At 73.5% G+C, this 15,957-nt stretch carries 11 protein-coding genes; 9 read left to right on the top strand and 2 right to left on the bottom strand.

The genetic code is table 11. From position 1 onward, the window contains the following. Window positions 1-68: 68 nt before the first annotated feature. Window positions 69-743, bottom strand: a complete 675-nt coding sequence (locus AC067J_RS37985) for a bifunctional DNA primase/polymerase (RefSeq protein ID WP_478307245.1) — start codon at window positions 741-743, stop codon at window positions 69-71. A gap of 580 nt (window positions 744-1,323) precedes the next feature. Here AC067J_RS37985 and nsdA point away from each other — a divergent pair. The 7 genes from nsdA (at window position 1,324) to ftsH (ending at window position 11,889) form a co-directional block, all read left to right on the top strand. Next, on the top strand, window positions 1,324-2,778 hold the full coding sequence (gene nsdA / locus AC067J_RS37980) for a transcriptional repressor NsdA (protein WP_478307243.1): 1,455 nt from the start codon (window positions 1,324-1,326) through the stop codon (window positions 2,776-2,778). A gap of 290 nt (window positions 2,779-3,068) precedes the next feature. After that, on the top strand, window positions 3,069-4,454 hold the full coding sequence (locus AC067J_RS37975; protein WP_478307242.1) for an ammonium transporter: 1,386 nt from the start codon (window positions 3,069-3,071) through the stop codon (window positions 4,452-4,454). Beyond that, the gene (locus AC067J_RS37970) at window positions 4,454-4,792 is read left to right on the top strand and encodes a P-II family nitrogen regulator (RefSeq protein WP_327681022.1); all 339 of its coding nucleotides are present in this window, start codon (window positions 4,454-4,456) and stop codon (window positions 4,790-4,792) included. Before AC067J_RS37975 ends, AC067J_RS37970 begins: the two co-directional genes overlap by 1 nt. 110 nt (window positions 4,793-4,902) lie before the next feature. Beyond that, window positions 4,903-7,476 (top strand): [protein-PII] uridylyltransferase, encoded by a 2,574-nt coding sequence (locus AC067J_RS37965; RefSeq protein WP_478307239.1) that lies wholly within the window; start codon window positions 4,903-4,905, stop codon window positions 7,474-7,476. A gap of 254 nt (window positions 7,477-7,730) precedes the next feature. Beyond that, window positions 7,731-9,296 carry a signal recognition particle protein gene (gene ffh / locus AC067J_RS37960; protein WP_478307312.1) on the top strand — a complete coding sequence of 522 codons (1,566 nt, stop codon included), beginning with the start codon at window positions 7,731-7,733 and terminating at the stop codon, window positions 9,294-9,296. Window positions 9,297-9,374: 78 nt separating this feature from the next. Next, entirely contained in the window at window positions 9,375-9,905 is a 531-nt protein-coding gene (locus AC067J_RS37955) for a GNAT family N-acetyltransferase (protein ID WP_478307237.1), read from the top strand. A gap of 70 nt (window positions 9,906-9,975) precedes the next feature. Further along, window positions 9,976-11,889, top strand: a complete 1,914-nt coding sequence (gene ftsH / locus AC067J_RS37950) for an ATP-dependent zinc metalloprotease FtsH (RefSeq protein ID WP_478307235.1) — start codon at window positions 9,976-9,978, stop codon at window positions 11,887-11,889. 126 nt (window positions 11,890-12,015) lie between these two features. On the opposite strand, the gene AC067J_RS37945 is transcribed toward ftsH, so the two are convergent. After that, window positions 12,016-12,852 (bottom strand): class I SAM-dependent methyltransferase, encoded by an 837-nt coding sequence (locus AC067J_RS37945; protein ID WP_478307233.1) that lies wholly within the window; start codon window positions 12,850-12,852, stop codon window positions 12,016-12,018. 195 nt (window positions 12,853-13,047) lie between these two features. On the opposite strand from AC067J_RS37945, the gene proS reads away from it, so the two are divergent. Beyond that, entirely contained in the window at window positions 13,048-14,460 is a 1,413-nt protein-coding gene (proS, locus tag AC067J_RS37940) for a proline--tRNA ligase (RefSeq protein ID WP_478307231.1), read from the top strand. 476 nt (window positions 14,461-14,936) lie between these two features. After that, complete coding sequence (locus AC067J_RS37935) at window positions 14,937-15,515, top strand: hypothetical protein (RefSeq protein ID WP_327681034.1); 579 nt, start codon at window positions 14,937-14,939, stop codon at window positions 15,513-15,515. The last annotated feature ends 442 nt before the right edge of the window (window positions 15,516-15,957 follow it).

Genomic DNA, 15,957 nt, shown 5'->3' with positions numbered 1-15,957 from the left:
GAGGAACGAGCGGCATTGGAGCGACGCCCGTCGGCACCGGATCAAGCGGCCCGGAGGCGAGCGGGCGACTAGGAAGCCATCCAGGCGGGCTCCGGGGTGCGCTCGCGGCCGCGGTGGCAGGCGTAGGCGAGGGTGCCGAGCAGCAGCCGGGCCTCGGGCGGGCAGCCGGCGTTGTCGCGGGTGGGACGGCGCAGCCAGCGGACCGGGCCGAGGCCGCTCAGGACGGTGGGCGGGGCGGCGACGAAGCTGCCCTCGCCGTGGCAGGTGAGGTCGAGTGCGGCGTCGTCCCAGCCCATCCGGTACAGCAGGTCCGGGAGTCGGCGGGCGGTGCCGGCGGCGACGAGGAACTGCAGTCGGCCGGTGGGCGCGGTGAGGACCGGGCCCACCTGGGTGCCCATCCGCTCCAGTCGGACCAGTGCCTGGAGGCCGGCCTGCTCGGGGACGTCCAGTACGTCGAAGGCACGGCCGGTGGGGAACAGTACGGAGACGTCCGGGCCGGGGTGCGCGGCGGGTCCGCCGCCGGGGACGGGGTGCAGTCCGGGGGCGGCGCAGCGCGGGGTGCCGCAGTGGCAGCGGGCCGGGGCGGTGGTGGCGCGGGCCGGCTCGCCGACGACGACGGCCCAGCCCCAGCGGCCGGTGTACTCCGCGGCCGCCTGGCCCGCGGTGACGCGGGTGCGGCGGCGCACGCCCAGTGGTGCCAGCCGCAGGTGCCCCAGTCGAAGTTCGCCGAACAGGTTGTCCATGCCTCCCCCAACAGGTTCTCGTTGCCGATGGTTACGGGACGGTGACTTTGTGTTGATTGTCCGTTGCGTGGTGCGTTGTGCGGTGGCGGCGCGCAGCGCGCGGAGTGCGCCTGTTGCGTTGGTGTGCCTCGGGCGCCGCCTTGTGGCGGGCGGTACCGATGCCGGATCGTCGTGAGCGCGGGGCGGGCGTCGATCGGCGCGCACGGCAAACTCGCCTGTGGCTGGGGCGCATTGCCGTGAAGGGCCGGGTGCCGGTGGGGACTTGGCGGCCCGCATATGCCGGACCGTCGGGACTACCTAGTGAAGCGCGTGCCGACTTGGTTCGGTTCACTCCTGGGGGTGGCGAAAGGTGGCGTTTCGCCAGGGCCGCTCCCCCGGACGGTACGCGGGGCATTACGTTCAGCACACGGACCTCGTCGGGGAGTCCGCTCCGGGCGTTGGGGAGCCGGGAGTTGGGGGAGCTGACGGTCGGTCCGGCGGCGGTGGCGCCGCAGGCACGGCACCGGCAAGAGCCCGCAACCGTCGGGCGGTCACGATCGGGGGCCCCGCAGCAGGGGCCGGGCGGGATGGGGACGTTCCCATGGCAGAGAAGCAACCCAACGAGAAGCTGACCACGTGGTTCGCCCGCAGCGGCTGGTCCAAGGGCGAGTTGGCGCGCCAGGTCAACCGTCGGGCCCGCCAGATCGGCGCCCACCACGTCTCCACCGACACCTCGCGGGTGCGCCGCTGGCTCGACGGCGAGCAGCCGCGCGAGCCGATCCCGAAGATCATGTCCGAGCTGTTCTCCGAGCGCTTCGGCTCCGTCGTCTCCATCGAGGACCTCGGCCTGCGCGCCGCGATTCCGGTCTCCACCGTGGGCGGCGGCGTCGACCTGCCCTGGAGCGCCCCCCAGACCGTCCAGCTGATCAGCGACTACTCGCGCAGCGACCTCATGCTCAACCGGCGCGGCTTCCTGGGCACCTCGCTGGCCCTGACCGCCGGTGCCGCGCTGATCGAGCCGATGCAGCGCTGGCTCGCCCCCGGCCCGAACGGCACGCCCACCCCGATCCTGACCGCCGCCAACGGCGGCGAGCCGTTCACCGGCCGGCTCTCCGAGCCCGAGCTGGAACTGCTGGAGCAGACCACCGTGATGTTCCGGCAGTGGGACGCGCAGAACGGCGGCGGGCTGCGCCGCAAGGCCGTGGTCGGCCAGCTCCACGAGGTCACCGACCTGCTCCAGGAGACGTACCCCGAGCAGACCACCCGGCGGCTGTTCCGGCTCACCGCCGAGCTGGCCCACCTGGCCGGCTGGATGTCCTACGACGTGGGCATGCACCCCAGCGCGCAGAAGTACTACGTGCTGGCGCTGCACGCCGCCAAGGAGGCCGGCGACCGCCCGTTCGGCGCGCTGATCCTCACCGACATGAGCCGCCAGATGATCCACCTCAACCGCGGCGAGGACGCGCTGGAGCTGATCCACCTCGCCCAGTACGGGAGCCGCGACACCGCCACCCCGCGCCAGCAGTCGCTGCTCTACGCGATGGAGGCGCGCGCGTACGCGACCATCGGAGAGGTGAACCGCTGCGCCCGGGCGGTCCGGCTGGCCGAGGACACCTTCACCGACATCCGCGAGGGCGACGGCGACCCGGACTGGCTGAAGTTCTTCTCGCCGGCCGAGCTGAACGCGGAGAACGCGCACTCCTTCCGCGACCTCGCCTACCACTCCGACCAGTCCGAGCTGTACGCCTCGATGTCCGCCCCGGTGATGGAGCGGGCGGTCGACCTGTTCCGGCAGGACGGCGACCACGTCCGCTCGTACGCCTTCAACCTGATCGGCATGGCCAGCGTGCACCTGCTGCAGAAGGAGCCGGAGCAGGCCGCCGTCTTCGCCGAGCAGGCCGTGGACATCGCCACCAAGGTCCGTTCCGAGCGGCTGAACTCCAGGGTCCGCAAGACCACCGAGGCCGCGGGCGCCCGGTTCCAGGGCGTCGACGCGGTCAGCCGGCTCCAGGAGCGGGTGGTTCAGGACATCCCCGAGTACGTCTCGGTGGTCTGACCCGCCGCCCACCCCGCACCCCCGCCGACCGTACCCGCCGCCGCCGGTACGGTCGGTGGCATTTCCGGCACGCCCCGTGCGGAGCGGCCGTACGGTAACCCATCCGGCGGTACGGCGTGGCCGGGGTTCACGCGGGCGTAACCCCGGCGTCGCCCTCGTCATCGCTGCGAAACAACCGGCCGCATCGGCCGAAACCAGCCTTCGGCACTCTCCTTCTCATCGCCGACGCCCCGGGTACACGGGACAGGAAACCCGGGTGCGGAGCGGCTTCCAGTCAGGAGGAGACGCCGATGCCGGACGGCTTCAGCGCGGGCGACACCGCCTTCGTGCTCATCAGTGCGGCCCTGGTCATGGTGATGACCCCGGGGCTGGCCTTCTTCTACGGGGGGATGGTCCGGGCCAAGAGCACCCTCAACATGCTGGCGATGAGCTTCCTCTCGCTCGGCATCGTCAGCGTGCTCTGGGTCCTCTACGGGTACTCGCTCAGTTTCGGCCCCGACGCCGGCGCCGGGCTGATCGGCAACCTGGACTTCCTCGGGATGCGGGGCATCGGCGTCACCGACCTCGCCGGGACGGTCCCGGTCACCGCCTTCTCCGCGTTCCAGCTGATGTTCGCCATCATCACCCCGGCGCTGATCAGCGGGGCGATCGCGGACCGCGCCAAGTTCGCCGCCTGGGGCCTGTTCGTCGCGCTCTGGGTGACCGTCGTCTACTTCCCGGTCGCGCACTGGGTGTTCTTCTTCGACGGCGGCAACGGCGGCTGGCTCGGCGACCGCAACGGCGTGATCGACTTCGCCGGCGGCACCGCCGTGCACATCAACGCCGGTGTGGCGGGCCTGGCGCTCTGCCTGGTGCTGGGCAAGCGGGTCGGCTTCCGGAAGGACCCGATGCGCCCGCACAGCCTGCCGCTGGTGATGCTGGGCTCCGGGCTGCTCTGGTTCGGCTGGTTCGGCTTCAACGCGGGCTCGGCGCTGGCCGCCAACGGCGTCGCGGCGATGGCCCTGGTCAACACCCAGGTCGCCACGGGGGCCGCGCTGGTCGGCTGGCTGGTCTACGAGAAGCTGCGGCACGGCGCGTTCACCACCCTGGGCGCCGCCTCCGGCGCGGTGGCCGGTCTGGTCGCCGTCACCCCGGCCTGCGGCTCGGTGTCCCCGCTCGGCGCGGTGGCGATCGGCCTGATCGCCGGCGCGGCCTGTGCGGCCGCGATCAGCCTCAAGTACCGCTTCGGCTTCGACGACTCGCTGGACGTGGTCGGCGTGCACGCCGTCGGCGGTGCGATCGGCTCGCTGCTGGTCGGCCTCTTCGCCACCGGCACCGTGGGCCAGACCGCCAAGGGCCTGTTCTACGGCGGCGGGCTGGAGCAGCTCGGCAAGCAGGCGATGGGCGTGGCCGTGGTCGGCGCGTACTCCTTCGTGCTCTCCTGGCTGCTCGCCAAGGCGATCGACAGCACCATCGGGTTCCGGGTCGAGGAGGAGGTCGAGGTCGCCGGCATCGACCAGGCCGAGCACGCCGAGTCCGCGTACGACTTCAGTGCGCTGGGCGCCGGACCGGCCCGGACCTCGCCCGCCCCGGCCGCCTCGGCCGTCGCCGTGAGCAGCGCCACCGCCGCTGCCGCCGGTACCGCTCCCACCACCGCCGCTCCGAAGAGCACCGAGAAGACCGAGGTCGACGCCTGATGAAGCTCATCACCGCCGTCATCAAGCCCTACCGTCTGGACGAGGTGAAGGCCGCGCTGCAGGCCTTCGGTGTGCACGGCCTGACCGTGACCGAGGCCAGCGGGTACGGCCGCCAGCGCGGCCACACCGAGGTGTACCGGGGCGCGGAGTACACCGTGGACCTGGTCCCCAAGGTCAGAATCGAGGTCCTGGTGGAGGACGACGACGCCGACCAGCTGATCGACGTCCTGGTGAAGGCCGCCCGGACCGGCAAGATCGGTGACGGCAAGGTCTGGGCGGTCCCGGTCGACACCGCCGTCCGGGTCCGGACCGGCGAACGCGGCCCCGACGCCCTCTAGCATTCGGATGATCACGCAGGCGGGCCTGCGACCACCCAGTGGTCGCAGGTCCGCTGACGGCGTATCGGCGCCGCTCGTTCCACCCGCACGACCACGGACGGGGACTTCGCATGGCCACCGGAACCGACGACTCCCGCGACGACTCCGACGACGACTCCCGCGACGACTCCGACGACGGCGCCCGCGACGGCGCCCTCGACTACGCCGCCGCCCGGGCCCGGCTGCTGGCCGCCCCCGGCCCCGGCGGCCGGGCCCGCCGTGCCGCGCTGTCCGCGCTCACCGACGACTGGCTGGCCGGCCTGCTGGCCGCCGCCGGCACCCCGGCCGGTGCCCCCGCCGGCGCCTCCGCCACCGCCCGTGCCGCCGCCTGCGGCGGCGTCGCCCTGGTCGCGGTCGGCGGCTACGGGCGCGGCGAGCTCTCCCCGCGCAGCGACCTCGACGTCCTGCTGCTGCACGAGGGCCCGCTCGACCCGGCCCTTCCCGAACGCCTCTGGTACCCGGTCTGGGACGCCGGCGCCTCGCTCGACCACTCGGTCCGCACCCCGGCCGAGGCCCGGTCGGTCGCCGCCGCCGACCTCAAGGCGCAGCTCGGCCTGCTGGACGCCCGGCACGTGGCCGGCGACCCCGCGCTGACCGCCGCACTGCGCTCCGCCGTACTCGCCGACTGGCGGGCGAGCGCCCCGGAGCGCCTGCCCGAGCTGCGCGAGCTCGGCCGGGAGCGGGCCGAGCGGCACGGCGAGCTGTCCTTCCTGCTGGAGCCCGACCTCAAGGAGGCCCGCGGCGGCCTGCGGGACGTCGTCGCGCTCAACGCCGTCGCCGCGACCTGGCTGGCCGACGCCCCCCGGGACGGTCTGGACGACGCCGCGCTCCGGCTGGCCGACGTCCGTGACGCCCTGCACCTGACCACCGGCCGGGCCACCGAGCGGCTCAGCCTGCAGGACCAGGACCAGGTCGCCGAGCGGCTCGGCGTGCTGGACGCGGACACCCTGCTGCGCCAGGTCTACGAGGCGGCCCGGACGGTCGCCTACGCGGGTGACGTCACCTGGCGGGCGGTCGACCGGGTGCTGGCCGCCCGCTCGTCCCGGGGGCGGCGCTCCCACCGGCGCTCCTTCCCGTTCGCCGGCCCCTTCGGCGGGTCGGGGCGCGGCGCGGGCGCGGTGGCCCGGGGCGCGGTCGACCGCCGGCCGCTCGCCGAGGGCGTGGTCGAGCAGGACGGCGAGGCGGTGCTCGCCCAGGGCGCCCGCCCGGCCGCCGACCCGGTGCTGCCGCTGCGCGCCGCGGCCGCCGCGGCCCAGAACGGCCTGACCGTCTCCCACGCGACGGTGCGCCGGCTGGCCGCCGAGTGCCGCCCGCTGCCGGTGCCCTGGCCGGACGAGGCGCGCGAGCAGCTGGTCACCCTGCTCGGCGCGGGCGAGGCCTGCCTGCCGGTCTGGGAGGCGCTGGAGGCGGAGGGGCTGAGCACCCGGCTGCTGCCGGACTGGGAGCGGGTCCGCTGCCGGCCGCAGCGCAACGCGGTGCACCGCTGGACGGTGGACCGGCACCTGGTGGAGACGGCGGTGCGGGCCGCGGCGATGACCCGCCGGGTGGCCCGGCCCGACCTGCTGCTGGTCGCCGCGCTGCTGCACGACATCGGCAAGGGCTGGCCCGGCGACCACAGCGAGGCGGGCGAGGTGATCGTCCGCGACGTGGCCGCCCGGATGGGCTTCGACCCCGAGTCGGTGGAGACCCTCGCGGTGCTGGTCCGCCACCACCTGACCCTGGTCGACACCGCGACCCGGCGGGACCCGGACGACCCGGCCACCGTCGAGGCGGTCACCAAGGTGGTCACCAGCGTGCCCCGGCTGGAGCTGCTGCACGCGCTGACCGAAGCCGACGCGCTGGCCACCGGCCCGGCCGCGTGGAGCCGCTGGCGGGCCTCGCTGGTGGACGGCCTGGCCGCGCGGGTCGCGGCCCGGCTCTCCGGGGCGTACCCGGCCGCGGCCCCCGACCGGGGGTACGGCCATCCGGCGGAGGCCGAGCCGACCGCCGAGCAGGAGCGGCTCGCGGTGGAGGCGGCGCGGACCGGCGGGCCCGCGCTCTCGCTGCTCGCCCAGGCCGAGGCGGACGAGTCCGGCACCGAGCCGATGGGTGTACGGCTCCTGCTGGCCGTCCCGGACCGCCCGGGCCTGCTCGGCACCGTCGCCGGGGTGCTCGCGCTGCACCGCCTGACCGTCCGCTCGGCCGGTCTGCGCGAGCTGGACCCGATCGGCGCCGGGGCGGTGCTGCTGCTCTCCTGGACGGTGGCGGCCGAGTTCGGCGAGCTGCCGGAGGCGGCCCGGCTCCGGGCGGACCTGCGCCGGGCGCTGGACGGCTCGCTGGACGTCTCGCGCCGGCTCGCCGAGCGGGACGCGGCGGCCCCGCGCCGGCGCGGCATCCCGACCCCGCCCCCGCTGGTCGCGGTGGCGCCGCCGGTGGCCTCGGCGACCGCGACGGTGCTGGAAGTGCGCGCGCACGACGCCCCGGGGCTGCTGCACCGGATCGGCCGGGCCCTGGACGGCGCCGGGGTGCGGGTGCGGACGGCGTACGTCTCCACGCTCGGCGCGGACGCCGTCGACTCCTTCTACCTGACCGACGAGGCGGGCCGTCCGCTCGCCGCGCAGCGGGCCGGTGAGGTGGCGGCGGCGGTCCGGGCGGCGCTGGGCTGACGCCGGTGCGGCGTCCGGCTGTCGTCCGGCTGACGTCCGGGGGGCGCCGGGCCGGGCCGGGGGCGGTGCCGGGGTGGCGCCCGGCGGTGCCCGGGGCGGGGGCCGGACGGGGCCCGGGGCGGGGGCCGGACGGGGCCGGTCCGGGGGCCGGACGGGCCTCGGCGAACCCGGGTGGAGACCACTCCCGGGGCGGCCGGATACCCTGGGGGGCGACGACCGTACTGATACCGATGCCGCAGAGGACCCGCGACGACGTGTTCGACACCCTTTCCGATCGCCTCGCGGCGACGTTCAAGAACCTCCGGGGCAAGGGCCGCCTCAGCGAGGCGGACATCGACGCCACCACCCGCGAGATCCGCATCGCGCTGCTGGAGGCGGACGTCGCGCTGCCGGTCGTCCGGGCCTTCATCAAGCAGATCAAGGAGCGCGCGCTCGGCTCCGAGGTCTCCGGTGCGCTGAACCCGGCCCAGCAGATCATCAAGATCGTCAACGAGGAGCTCATCGCCATCCTCGGTGGCGAGACCCGCCGGGTGCGGTTCGCCAAGAACGGCCCGACGGTGATCATGCTCGCCGGCCTCCAGGGTGCCGGTAAGACCACCCTCGCCGGGAAGCTCGGCCACTGGCTGAAGCAGCAGAAGCACACCCCGCTGCTGGTCGCCTGCGACCTCCAGCGCCCCAACGCGGTCAACCAGCTGCAGGTCGTCGCCGACCGCGCCGGCGTCGCGTTCTACGGCCCGCAGCCGGGCAACGGCGTCGGCGACCCGGTCCAGGTGGCCCGGGACTCGATCGAGTACGCCAAGCAGAAGCAGCACGACGTCGTCATCGTCGACACCGCCGGCCGCCTCGGCATCGACGCCGAGCTGATGCAGCAGGCCGCCGACATCCGGGCCGCGGTCGACCCGGACGAGGTCCTGTTCGTCGTCGACGCGATGATCGGCCAGGACGCGGTCACCACCGCGCAGGCCTTCCTCGACGGCGTGGACTTCACCGGTGTGGTGCTCTCCAAGCTCGACGGCGACGCCCGGGGCGGTGCCGCGCTCTCGGTCGCGCACGTCACCGGCCGGCAGATCATGTTCGCCTCCAACGGCGAGAAGGTCGACGACTTCGACGCCTTCCACCCGGACCGGATGGCCTCGCGCATCCTGGGCATGGGTGACGTCCTCTCGCTGATCGAGAAGGCCGAGCAGACCTTCTCGCAGGCCGAGGCCGAGAAGATCGCCTCCAAGCTGCAGGGCGGCGGCAAGGACTTCACGCTCGACGACTTCCTGGCCCAGCTGGAGCAGGTCCGGAAGATGGGCTCGATCTCCAAGCTGCTCGGCATGCTGCCCGGCATGGGCCAGATCCGCGAGCAGATCAACAACATCGACGACAAGGACGTCGACCGCGTCGGCGCCATCATCAAGTCGATGACCCCGGCCGAGCGGACCGACCCGAAGATCATCAACGGCTCGCGCCGCGCCCGCATCGCCAAGGGTTCGGGCGTGCAGGTCGGCGAGGTCAACAACCTGGTCGAGCGGTTCTTCGAGGCCCGCAAGATGATGTCCGCGATGGCCTCCGGCAAGGGCATCCCCGGCATGCCGGGCATCCCGGGGATGGGCGGCGGCGCGAAGAAGTCCGCCAAGAAGGCCCCGGCCGCCAAGGGCAAGCGCAAGAGCGGCAACCCGCTGAAGCGCGCGCAGGAGGAGGCCGCGGCCGCCGAGCGGCGCGCGCTCGGTCCCGGCGCCGGCCAGGCGCCCGCCCAGGGCGGCGCGTTCGGCCTCGGCGCGGGCAAGGGCCCGTCCGACTTCGAGCTGCCCAAGGAGTTCAAGGACCTGCTGTAGGCCCTTGTCGTCCGCTCCGACGGCCCGCCGCCCGGCACTCCCGGGCGGCGGGCCGTTCGCATGCCCGATGATGGTCGGATGCGAGTGACGATCAGGGCCCCGCGGGCCGGGGACGAGGTGGCGTACGCCGAGGCGGTCCGGCGGTCCGCCGAGCACATCGGACGGTGGAACCCGGTCGAGCCGGACGGGCTCCCGGACCTGCTGGAGCGCCAGGGGCCGGGCCTGCGGACCTACCTGGTGGTCGACCGGGAGACCGACGGGCTGGTCGGCAAGGTCAACGTGGCCAACATCGTGATGGGCCGGTTCTGCAACGGCTCGCTCGGCTACGACTCGTACCTGCCGTTCGCCGGCACCGGGCGGATGACCGAGGGGATGCGTCTGGTGCTGGACCGCTGCTTCGCCCCGCAGACGGCGGGGGGCCTCGGCCTGCACCGGCTGGAGATCAACGTCCAGCCGGACAACGGGCGCTCCATCGGGCTGGCCAAGCGGCTGGGCTTCCGGCACGAGGGGTTCACCCCCCGGATGCTGTTCCTGCAGGGGGCGTGGCGGGACCACGAGCGGTTCGCGCTGACGGCGGAGGAGTGGCCCGGAGCGGGGGCCGGGGAGTAGCCGCCCGGGCGGGCCCGCGGCGCGGCGTTGCGGTTGGAGGACCCGAGCAGATGTCCGTATTGTCCGATGGGTGACCGATCCCGTGCCGCCGCGCCAGACCCCCGACCAGCCGTGGCGCTCCGAGGGCGCCCCGCCCCCGCCGCCCCCGCGCCGCAAGATGCCGGGCGGCTGGTTCGGACTCGTCCTCACCGCCCTCGTGGTGTTCCTGATCAGCGACCTGCTGCTGTCCTTCTTCGGCCCGGACGGCGCGACCACCATCTCCTACACCGAGTTCAACAACCAGCTGAACAAGGGCAACATCACCAAGATCTACTCCAAGGGCGACTCGATCGAGGGCACCCTCAAGAACGCCGAGCCCAAGCCGGACGGCGACAAGGGGACGTACACCGAGTTCGACACCCAGCGCCCGGTCTTCGCCGGCGACAACCTCTGGACCACCCTCCAGCAGCAGGGCGTCGAGGTCACCGCCGAACCGGTCGTCCAGCAGCGCAGCTTCCTCGCCAACCTGCTGATCTCGCTCGCCCCGATGCTGCTGCTCATCCTCGTCTGGGTCCTGCTCGCCCGGCGGATGGCCGGCGGCATGGGCGCCGGTCCGCTCGGCCGCAAGGCCCCGCCCAAGCCCGTCACCGCCGAGTCCGGCAAACGCACCACCTTCGCCGACGTGGCCGGCATCGACGAGGTCGAGGCCGAACTCACCGAAGTGGTCGACTTCCTGAAGAACCCGCAGCAGTACCGCCGGCTCGGCGCCAAGATGCCGCGCGGCGTCCTGCTCAGCGGCCCGCCCGGGACCGGCAAGACCCTGCTGGCCCGGGCCGTCGCGGGCGAGGCCGACGTGCCGTTCTTCTCCGCCTCCGCCTCCGAGTTCATCGAGATGATCGTCGGCGTCGGCGCCAGCCGGGTCCGCGAGCTGTTCGCCGAGGCCCGCAAGGTCGCCCCGGCGATCGTCTTCATCGACGAGATCGACACCATCGGCCGCCAGCGCGGCGGAGGCGGCGGCATGGGCGGTCACGACGAGCGCGAGCAGACGCTCAACCAGATCCTCACCGAGATGGACGGCTTCACCGGCTCCGAGGGCGTCATCGTGATCGCCGCCACCAACCGCGCCGACGTGCTCGACCCGGCCCTGCTGCGCCCCGGCCGGTTCGACCGGCGGATCACCGTCAGCCCGCCGGACCGCGACGGCCGCGCCGCCATCCTGCGCATCCACACCCGGGCCGTCCCGCTGGCCGGTGACACCGACCTCAACCAGCTCGCCAAGGTCACCCCCGGCATGACCGGCGCCGAGCTGGCCAACCTGGTCAACGAAGCCGCGCTGCTGGCGGTCAAGCGCCGGCAGGACGCGGTGAACGAGCGGGACCTCTCGGACGCGCTGGAGAAGGTCCAGCTGGGCGCGGTCCGGCCGCTGGTGATGCCGAAGGAGGAGCGGGAACGGACGGCGTACCACGAGAGCGGCCACGCCCTGCTCGGCATGCTCCAGCCGGGCGCGGACCCGGTCCGCAAGATCACCATCGTGCCGCGCGGCCGGGCCCTCGGGGTCACCCTCTCCACCCCGGAGGCCGACCGGTACTCCTACACGGAGCCCTACCTGCGCGGCCGGATCATCGGCGCACTCGGCGGGATGGCCGCCGAGCAGGTCGTCTACGGGATCATCACCACAGGGGCGGAGAGCGACCTGGAACAGGTCACCAACATCGCCCGGGGCATGGCCGGGCGCTGGGGCATGAGCGAGCGGGTCGGCCGGCTCACCGCCGTCCCGTCCGACCCGCAGGGCGCGTACGGGCTCTCCGCCGCGCCGACCACCCTGGACGCGGTGGACGAGGAGGCCCGGCGGATCGTCTCCGAGTGCTACGACGAGGCGCTGCGGCTGCTGACCGAGCAGCGGGTCCGGCTGGACGCGCTCGCCGCCGCGCTGCTGAAGGCGGAGACGCTGGACGAGGAGGCGGCCTACCGGGCGGCGGGGGTGCCGCGGAAGTCGCTGGACTGAGCCGAACGGGGCGTGCGCTGCCCGGCGCGCGCCCCGTTCCGTCGCTTCGATGCCGTTCCGTCGCTCCGATGCGGATCGGCCGCTCCGCCGATGCCACTCCGCCGCTCCGCCGATGCCGCTCCGCCGCTACAGCGGCCGGCGGGCCCGCTCGGCGACCAGATAGCGGAAGACGTTCTCCATCCGTACCGTGCCGTCCGGCCGGAGGTACGGGTGCAGCGCCTCCTCCAGCTCCTTCGCCACCAGCGGCAGCCCCGAGAACTCCGCCGCCGCGTCGTACAGGCCGGTCGAGAGCAGCCCGCGCACCGCACTGTCCAGGTCCGGATAGGCGAACGGGCAGCCCACCCGGCCGCCGCCGGCCGGACGCAGGCCGGCCCCGGCGAGCAGGTCCTCCAGCGCGCCGGGCGGGCTCAGCTCGAACGGGTCGTGCGCCGCACTGCGCCGGGTCATCCGGCGCGCGACGTCCAGCACGGCGGCGCTCTCGCAGCGCTCCCGAGGCCCCCAGGCGGCCAGCACCACGTGCCCGCCGGGGAGCGTCAGCCGGGCCGCCTCGGCCACCGTCCGGCGCGGATCGGCGGAGCCGGGGAGCCCCTCGAAAACCGTGACCAGCGAATAGGCCGAGCGGGCGACGGCCGCCGCCGGCCGCGGCGCGGTGCCCACCCGCAGCCGCCGGCCCCGGGCCAGCTCGCGCAGCTCGTCCTCCGGCTCCAGGCCGGCGACCTGCGCGCCCCGCCCGGCGGCGAGCAGCAGGGCCAGCCCCGAGCGGCAGCCCAGGCCCAGCACGCTGGTCGCGGGACCGACCTCCAGGCGGTCGTGGACGGCCTCGTAGAGCGGCACCAGCATCCGCTCCTGGATCTCCGCCCAGTCGCGCGCCCGGGCGGCGGCCTGCTCGGCCACCGAGCGCGGGTCGTGCGGTCGTGCGCCCGTGGGTCGTACGGTCGTGCCGGTCACCCGCGCTGAAGCCATCGCGGCCTCCTATCCGGTCCTTCGGTGTGCTGCTCCGGCCCCCCAAAGTCCCGCCCCACTCCAGCGAACAGCGGCTCGGGCGCGGCGTCCAGAGGGGTGCGGGGTGGTGCGCGCGTGTCGGGGTGGTGCGCCCCCCGGTGAGACGCCCCGCCATCGATTCGAAGTCGAAGGCCGGATCCCCGTACCATTCGCCCCATGGCTAAGGCACCCGTTCTCACCCCTCAGGCGGAAGACTTCCCGCGCTGGTACCAGGACCTCATCAACAAGGCCGAGCTGGCCGACAACGGTCCGGTGCGCGGCACCATGGTCATCCGACCGTACGGCTACGGCCTGTGGGAGCGGATGCAGCAGGAGATGGACGCCCGGATCAAGAAGGCCGGCGCCCAGAACGCCTACTTCCCGATGTTCATCCCGCAGTCCTACCTGACCAAGGAGGCGGAGCACGTCGAGGGCTTCGCCCCCGAGCTCGCGGTGGTGACCCACGGCGGCGGCAAGCAGCTGGACGAGCCGGTCGTCGTCCGGCCGACCTCCGAGACGATCATCAACGAGTACTTCTCGAAGTGGGTGCAGAGCCACCGGGACCTGCCCCTGCTGATCAACCAGTGGGCCAACGTGGTCCGCTGGGAGCTGCGTCCGCGCGTCTTCCTGCGCACCACCGAGTTCCTCTGGCAGGAGGGCCACACCGCCCACGCCACGTACGAGGACGCCCGTGACTACGCCTCGATGATCCACACCCAGGTCTACGGCGACTTCATGACCAACGTGCTCGGCATCGACGTCGTGCTCGGCCGCAAGACCGCGAAGGAGCGCTTCGCCGGCGCCATCAACACCCTCACCCTGGAGGGCATGATGGGCGACGGCAAGGCGCTGCAGATGGGCACCAGCCACGAGCTGGGCCAGAACTTCGCCAAGGCGTTCAACACCACCTACCAGCTGCAGGGCGCCGAGCGCGAGTACGTCTGGCAGACCTCCTGGGGCGTCTCGACCCGCATGGTCGGCGGCCTGATCATGTCGCACGGCGACGACAACGGGCTGCGCGTCCCGCCGCGGCTGGCGGCCGTCCAGGCCGTCGTCCTCGCCATCAAGGGCGACGACGCGGTGATCGCCAAGGTCCGCGAGATCGGCGCCCGGCTGGAGGCCGCCGGCATCCGCGTGGTCGTCGACGACCGCACCGACACCCCGTTCGGCCGCCGTGCCGTGGACTGGGAGCTCAAGGGCGTGCCGCTGCGCATCGAGGTCGGCCCGCGCGACCTGGAGAACGGCACCGCGATGCTGGCCCGCCGCATCCCCGGCGGCAAGGAGCCGGTCGCGATCGACGGCCTGGCGGAGCTGCTCCCGGGCATCCTCGACGAGGACCAGGCGCTGCTGCTGCGTCAGTCGCGCGAGCGCCGCGAGACCCGCACGGTCGACGTGAAGAACCTGGACGAGGCCGTCGAGGCCGCCGCCACCGGCTGGGGCCGCATCTCCTGGGCCGAGCTGGGCCCGGAGGGCGAGGCCAAGCTGGCCGAGCAGGGCGTCTCGGTGCGCTGCATCGTGGCCGCCGACGGATCGGTGCCGCAGACGGACGACCAGGACGGCAACATCGCGATTGTCGCGCGCGCCTACTGACGGTCCGGTGCATCCCGCCGGCGGCGGTTGTCGCCGCGCGGGATGTGTCGTGCAGGATGTGTCGAAGGGGATGTCGTAATACGACATCCGCTGACGCGGACTGACGACCGCCGACCGACTTGACGGGTAATTCGCGCGGCCGGTGACCGGGGTTGTTCCGCGGACGTCTCACATGTCGGCATCGCTACTGGTCGGTCAACTGCCGGTATTAACGGAATAGCGGTACGGTGTACGGCCCGTGGCCCTGTCAACTCGACAGGACCCCGGGCCGTACGTCCTGGGGGCGACAGCCCGTCCCCGGACGGAATTGACGAGGCTCGCCGAGCTCGGCGGCCCCAAACCAGCAGGGGGTTGGTCTTGCGTCAGATCCGGAACGCGCATTTCGCGCGGGCTCGCACATTCCTGAGAGTTTCCTGGGAATTCCCGGGGAACGGGAACACGCGGAACATCGGCTCCTACTCCATCGTTGGTCTAGCGTGAGCACGACACAGCCCCTCGTTCTCGCGGCCGAACTGGCCGCCGCCTGGAGTGACATCCAGGCCTACCATCAGGACCTCCCCGACCTCGCCTCTCCCGAGGCGCTGATCGGCGAGTCCTCCTCGGCCTGTGGTACCCGGCTCGGTTTCGAGCGGCTCCTCCACGAGGCTGCCCATGGTCTGGCCGCGGCCCGGGACATCCGGGACACCTCGCGGGCCGGCCGCTACCACAACCGGCGCTTCCTCCTCCTGGCCTCCGAGCTGGGCCTGGCGCACCCGGTCGAACCGCACGCCAGTAGCGGCTTCTCCCAGGTGACCATGCTCAAGGAGACCCAGGAGCGGTACGCCGAGACCATCGAACGCCTGGACCGCGCGCTCGGCGCGCACCAGGAGGCGGTGGCCGGTGAGGGAGCCTCGCGCGCCTTCCGCGGTCCGGCCGCCCGGCACGGTTCCTCCGGGGGCGGCGTCCGGGTCAAGGCGGTCTGCGGCTGCGGGCGCAACGTCCGGGTCGTTCCGTCGGTGCTCGCTCAGGCGTCCATCGTCTGCGGGGCCTGCCAGCAGCCGTTCAAGATCGCGTAACCGGGAGCCGGAACGGCTCGGGGAACCCGGTGAACCGGCCGGTGGCTGTGCGGGCAGCCTGTCCGGCCGGAGCGATCGACGGTGTTCGACAGTGATTCGCCAGTGATGTGGATGTGGTTGGGCTGACCGGGAGCGGGGGCTCCCGGTCGACCTGTTTCCGGAGTCCTCCCGGGGCTCCTGTCGGGGCTCCTGTCCGGGCTCCTGGCCGGGCCGATTCCGGGCCCTCTCCGGATGTGCCGCAGGGCTTTCCCGGGAGCGGGACGGGGGGACGCCGGGTCCGGCCCGTGCGAGGCGGTCTGCGCCGGTATGGCACAATGGACAGCTGAGTACTCGGCAGCCGAGCAGGACCCCTCTCTCCTACGGCTGGCGTGTCCCTTGAACGGCCCGCCCCGCAACCCCACGCGACGGCAGGGCTGCTCACCCACGTCAACACCAGGAGAAT

The organism is Kitasatospora sp. NPDC042419 (assembly GCF_056437345.1).
The sequence above is the reverse complement of the archived record's forward strand: the minus strand, read 5'-3'. Positions and strand labels throughout refer to the sequence as shown.

Excerpts from the sequence above, each read along its gene's own strand:
- AC067J_RS37985 (WP_478307245.1), bottom strand. The coding sequence starts at position 743 with ATGGACAACCTGTTCGGCGAACTTCGACTGGGGCACCTGCGGCTGGCA.
- AC067J_RS37945 (WP_478307233.1), bottom strand. The coding sequence starts at position 12,852 with ATGGCTTCAGCGCGGGTGACCGGCACGACCGTACGACCCACGGGCGCA.
- AC067J_RS37955 (WP_478307237.1), top strand. The coding sequence starts at position 9,375 with ATGCGAGTGACGATCAGGGCCCCGCGGGCCGGGGACGAGGTGGCGTAC.
- proS (WP_478307231.1), top strand. The coding sequence starts at position 13,048 with ATGGCTAAGGCACCCGTTCTCACCCCTCAGGCGGAAGACTTCCCGCGC.
- AC067J_RS37970 (WP_327681022.1), top strand. The coding sequence starts at position 4,454 with ATGAAGCTCATCACCGCCGTCATCAAGCCCTACCGTCTGGACGAGGTG.
- AC067J_RS37975 (WP_478307242.1), top strand. The coding sequence starts at position 3,069 with ATGCCGGACGGCTTCAGCGCGGGCGACACCGCCTTCGTGCTCATCAGT.
- nsdA (WP_478307243.1), top strand. The coding sequence starts at position 1,324 with ATGGCAGAGAAGCAACCCAACGAGAAGCTGACCACGTGGTTCGCCCGC.
- AC067J_RS37965 (WP_478307239.1), top strand. The coding sequence starts at position 4,903 with ATGGCCACCGGAACCGACGACTCCCGCGACGACTCCGACGACGACTCC.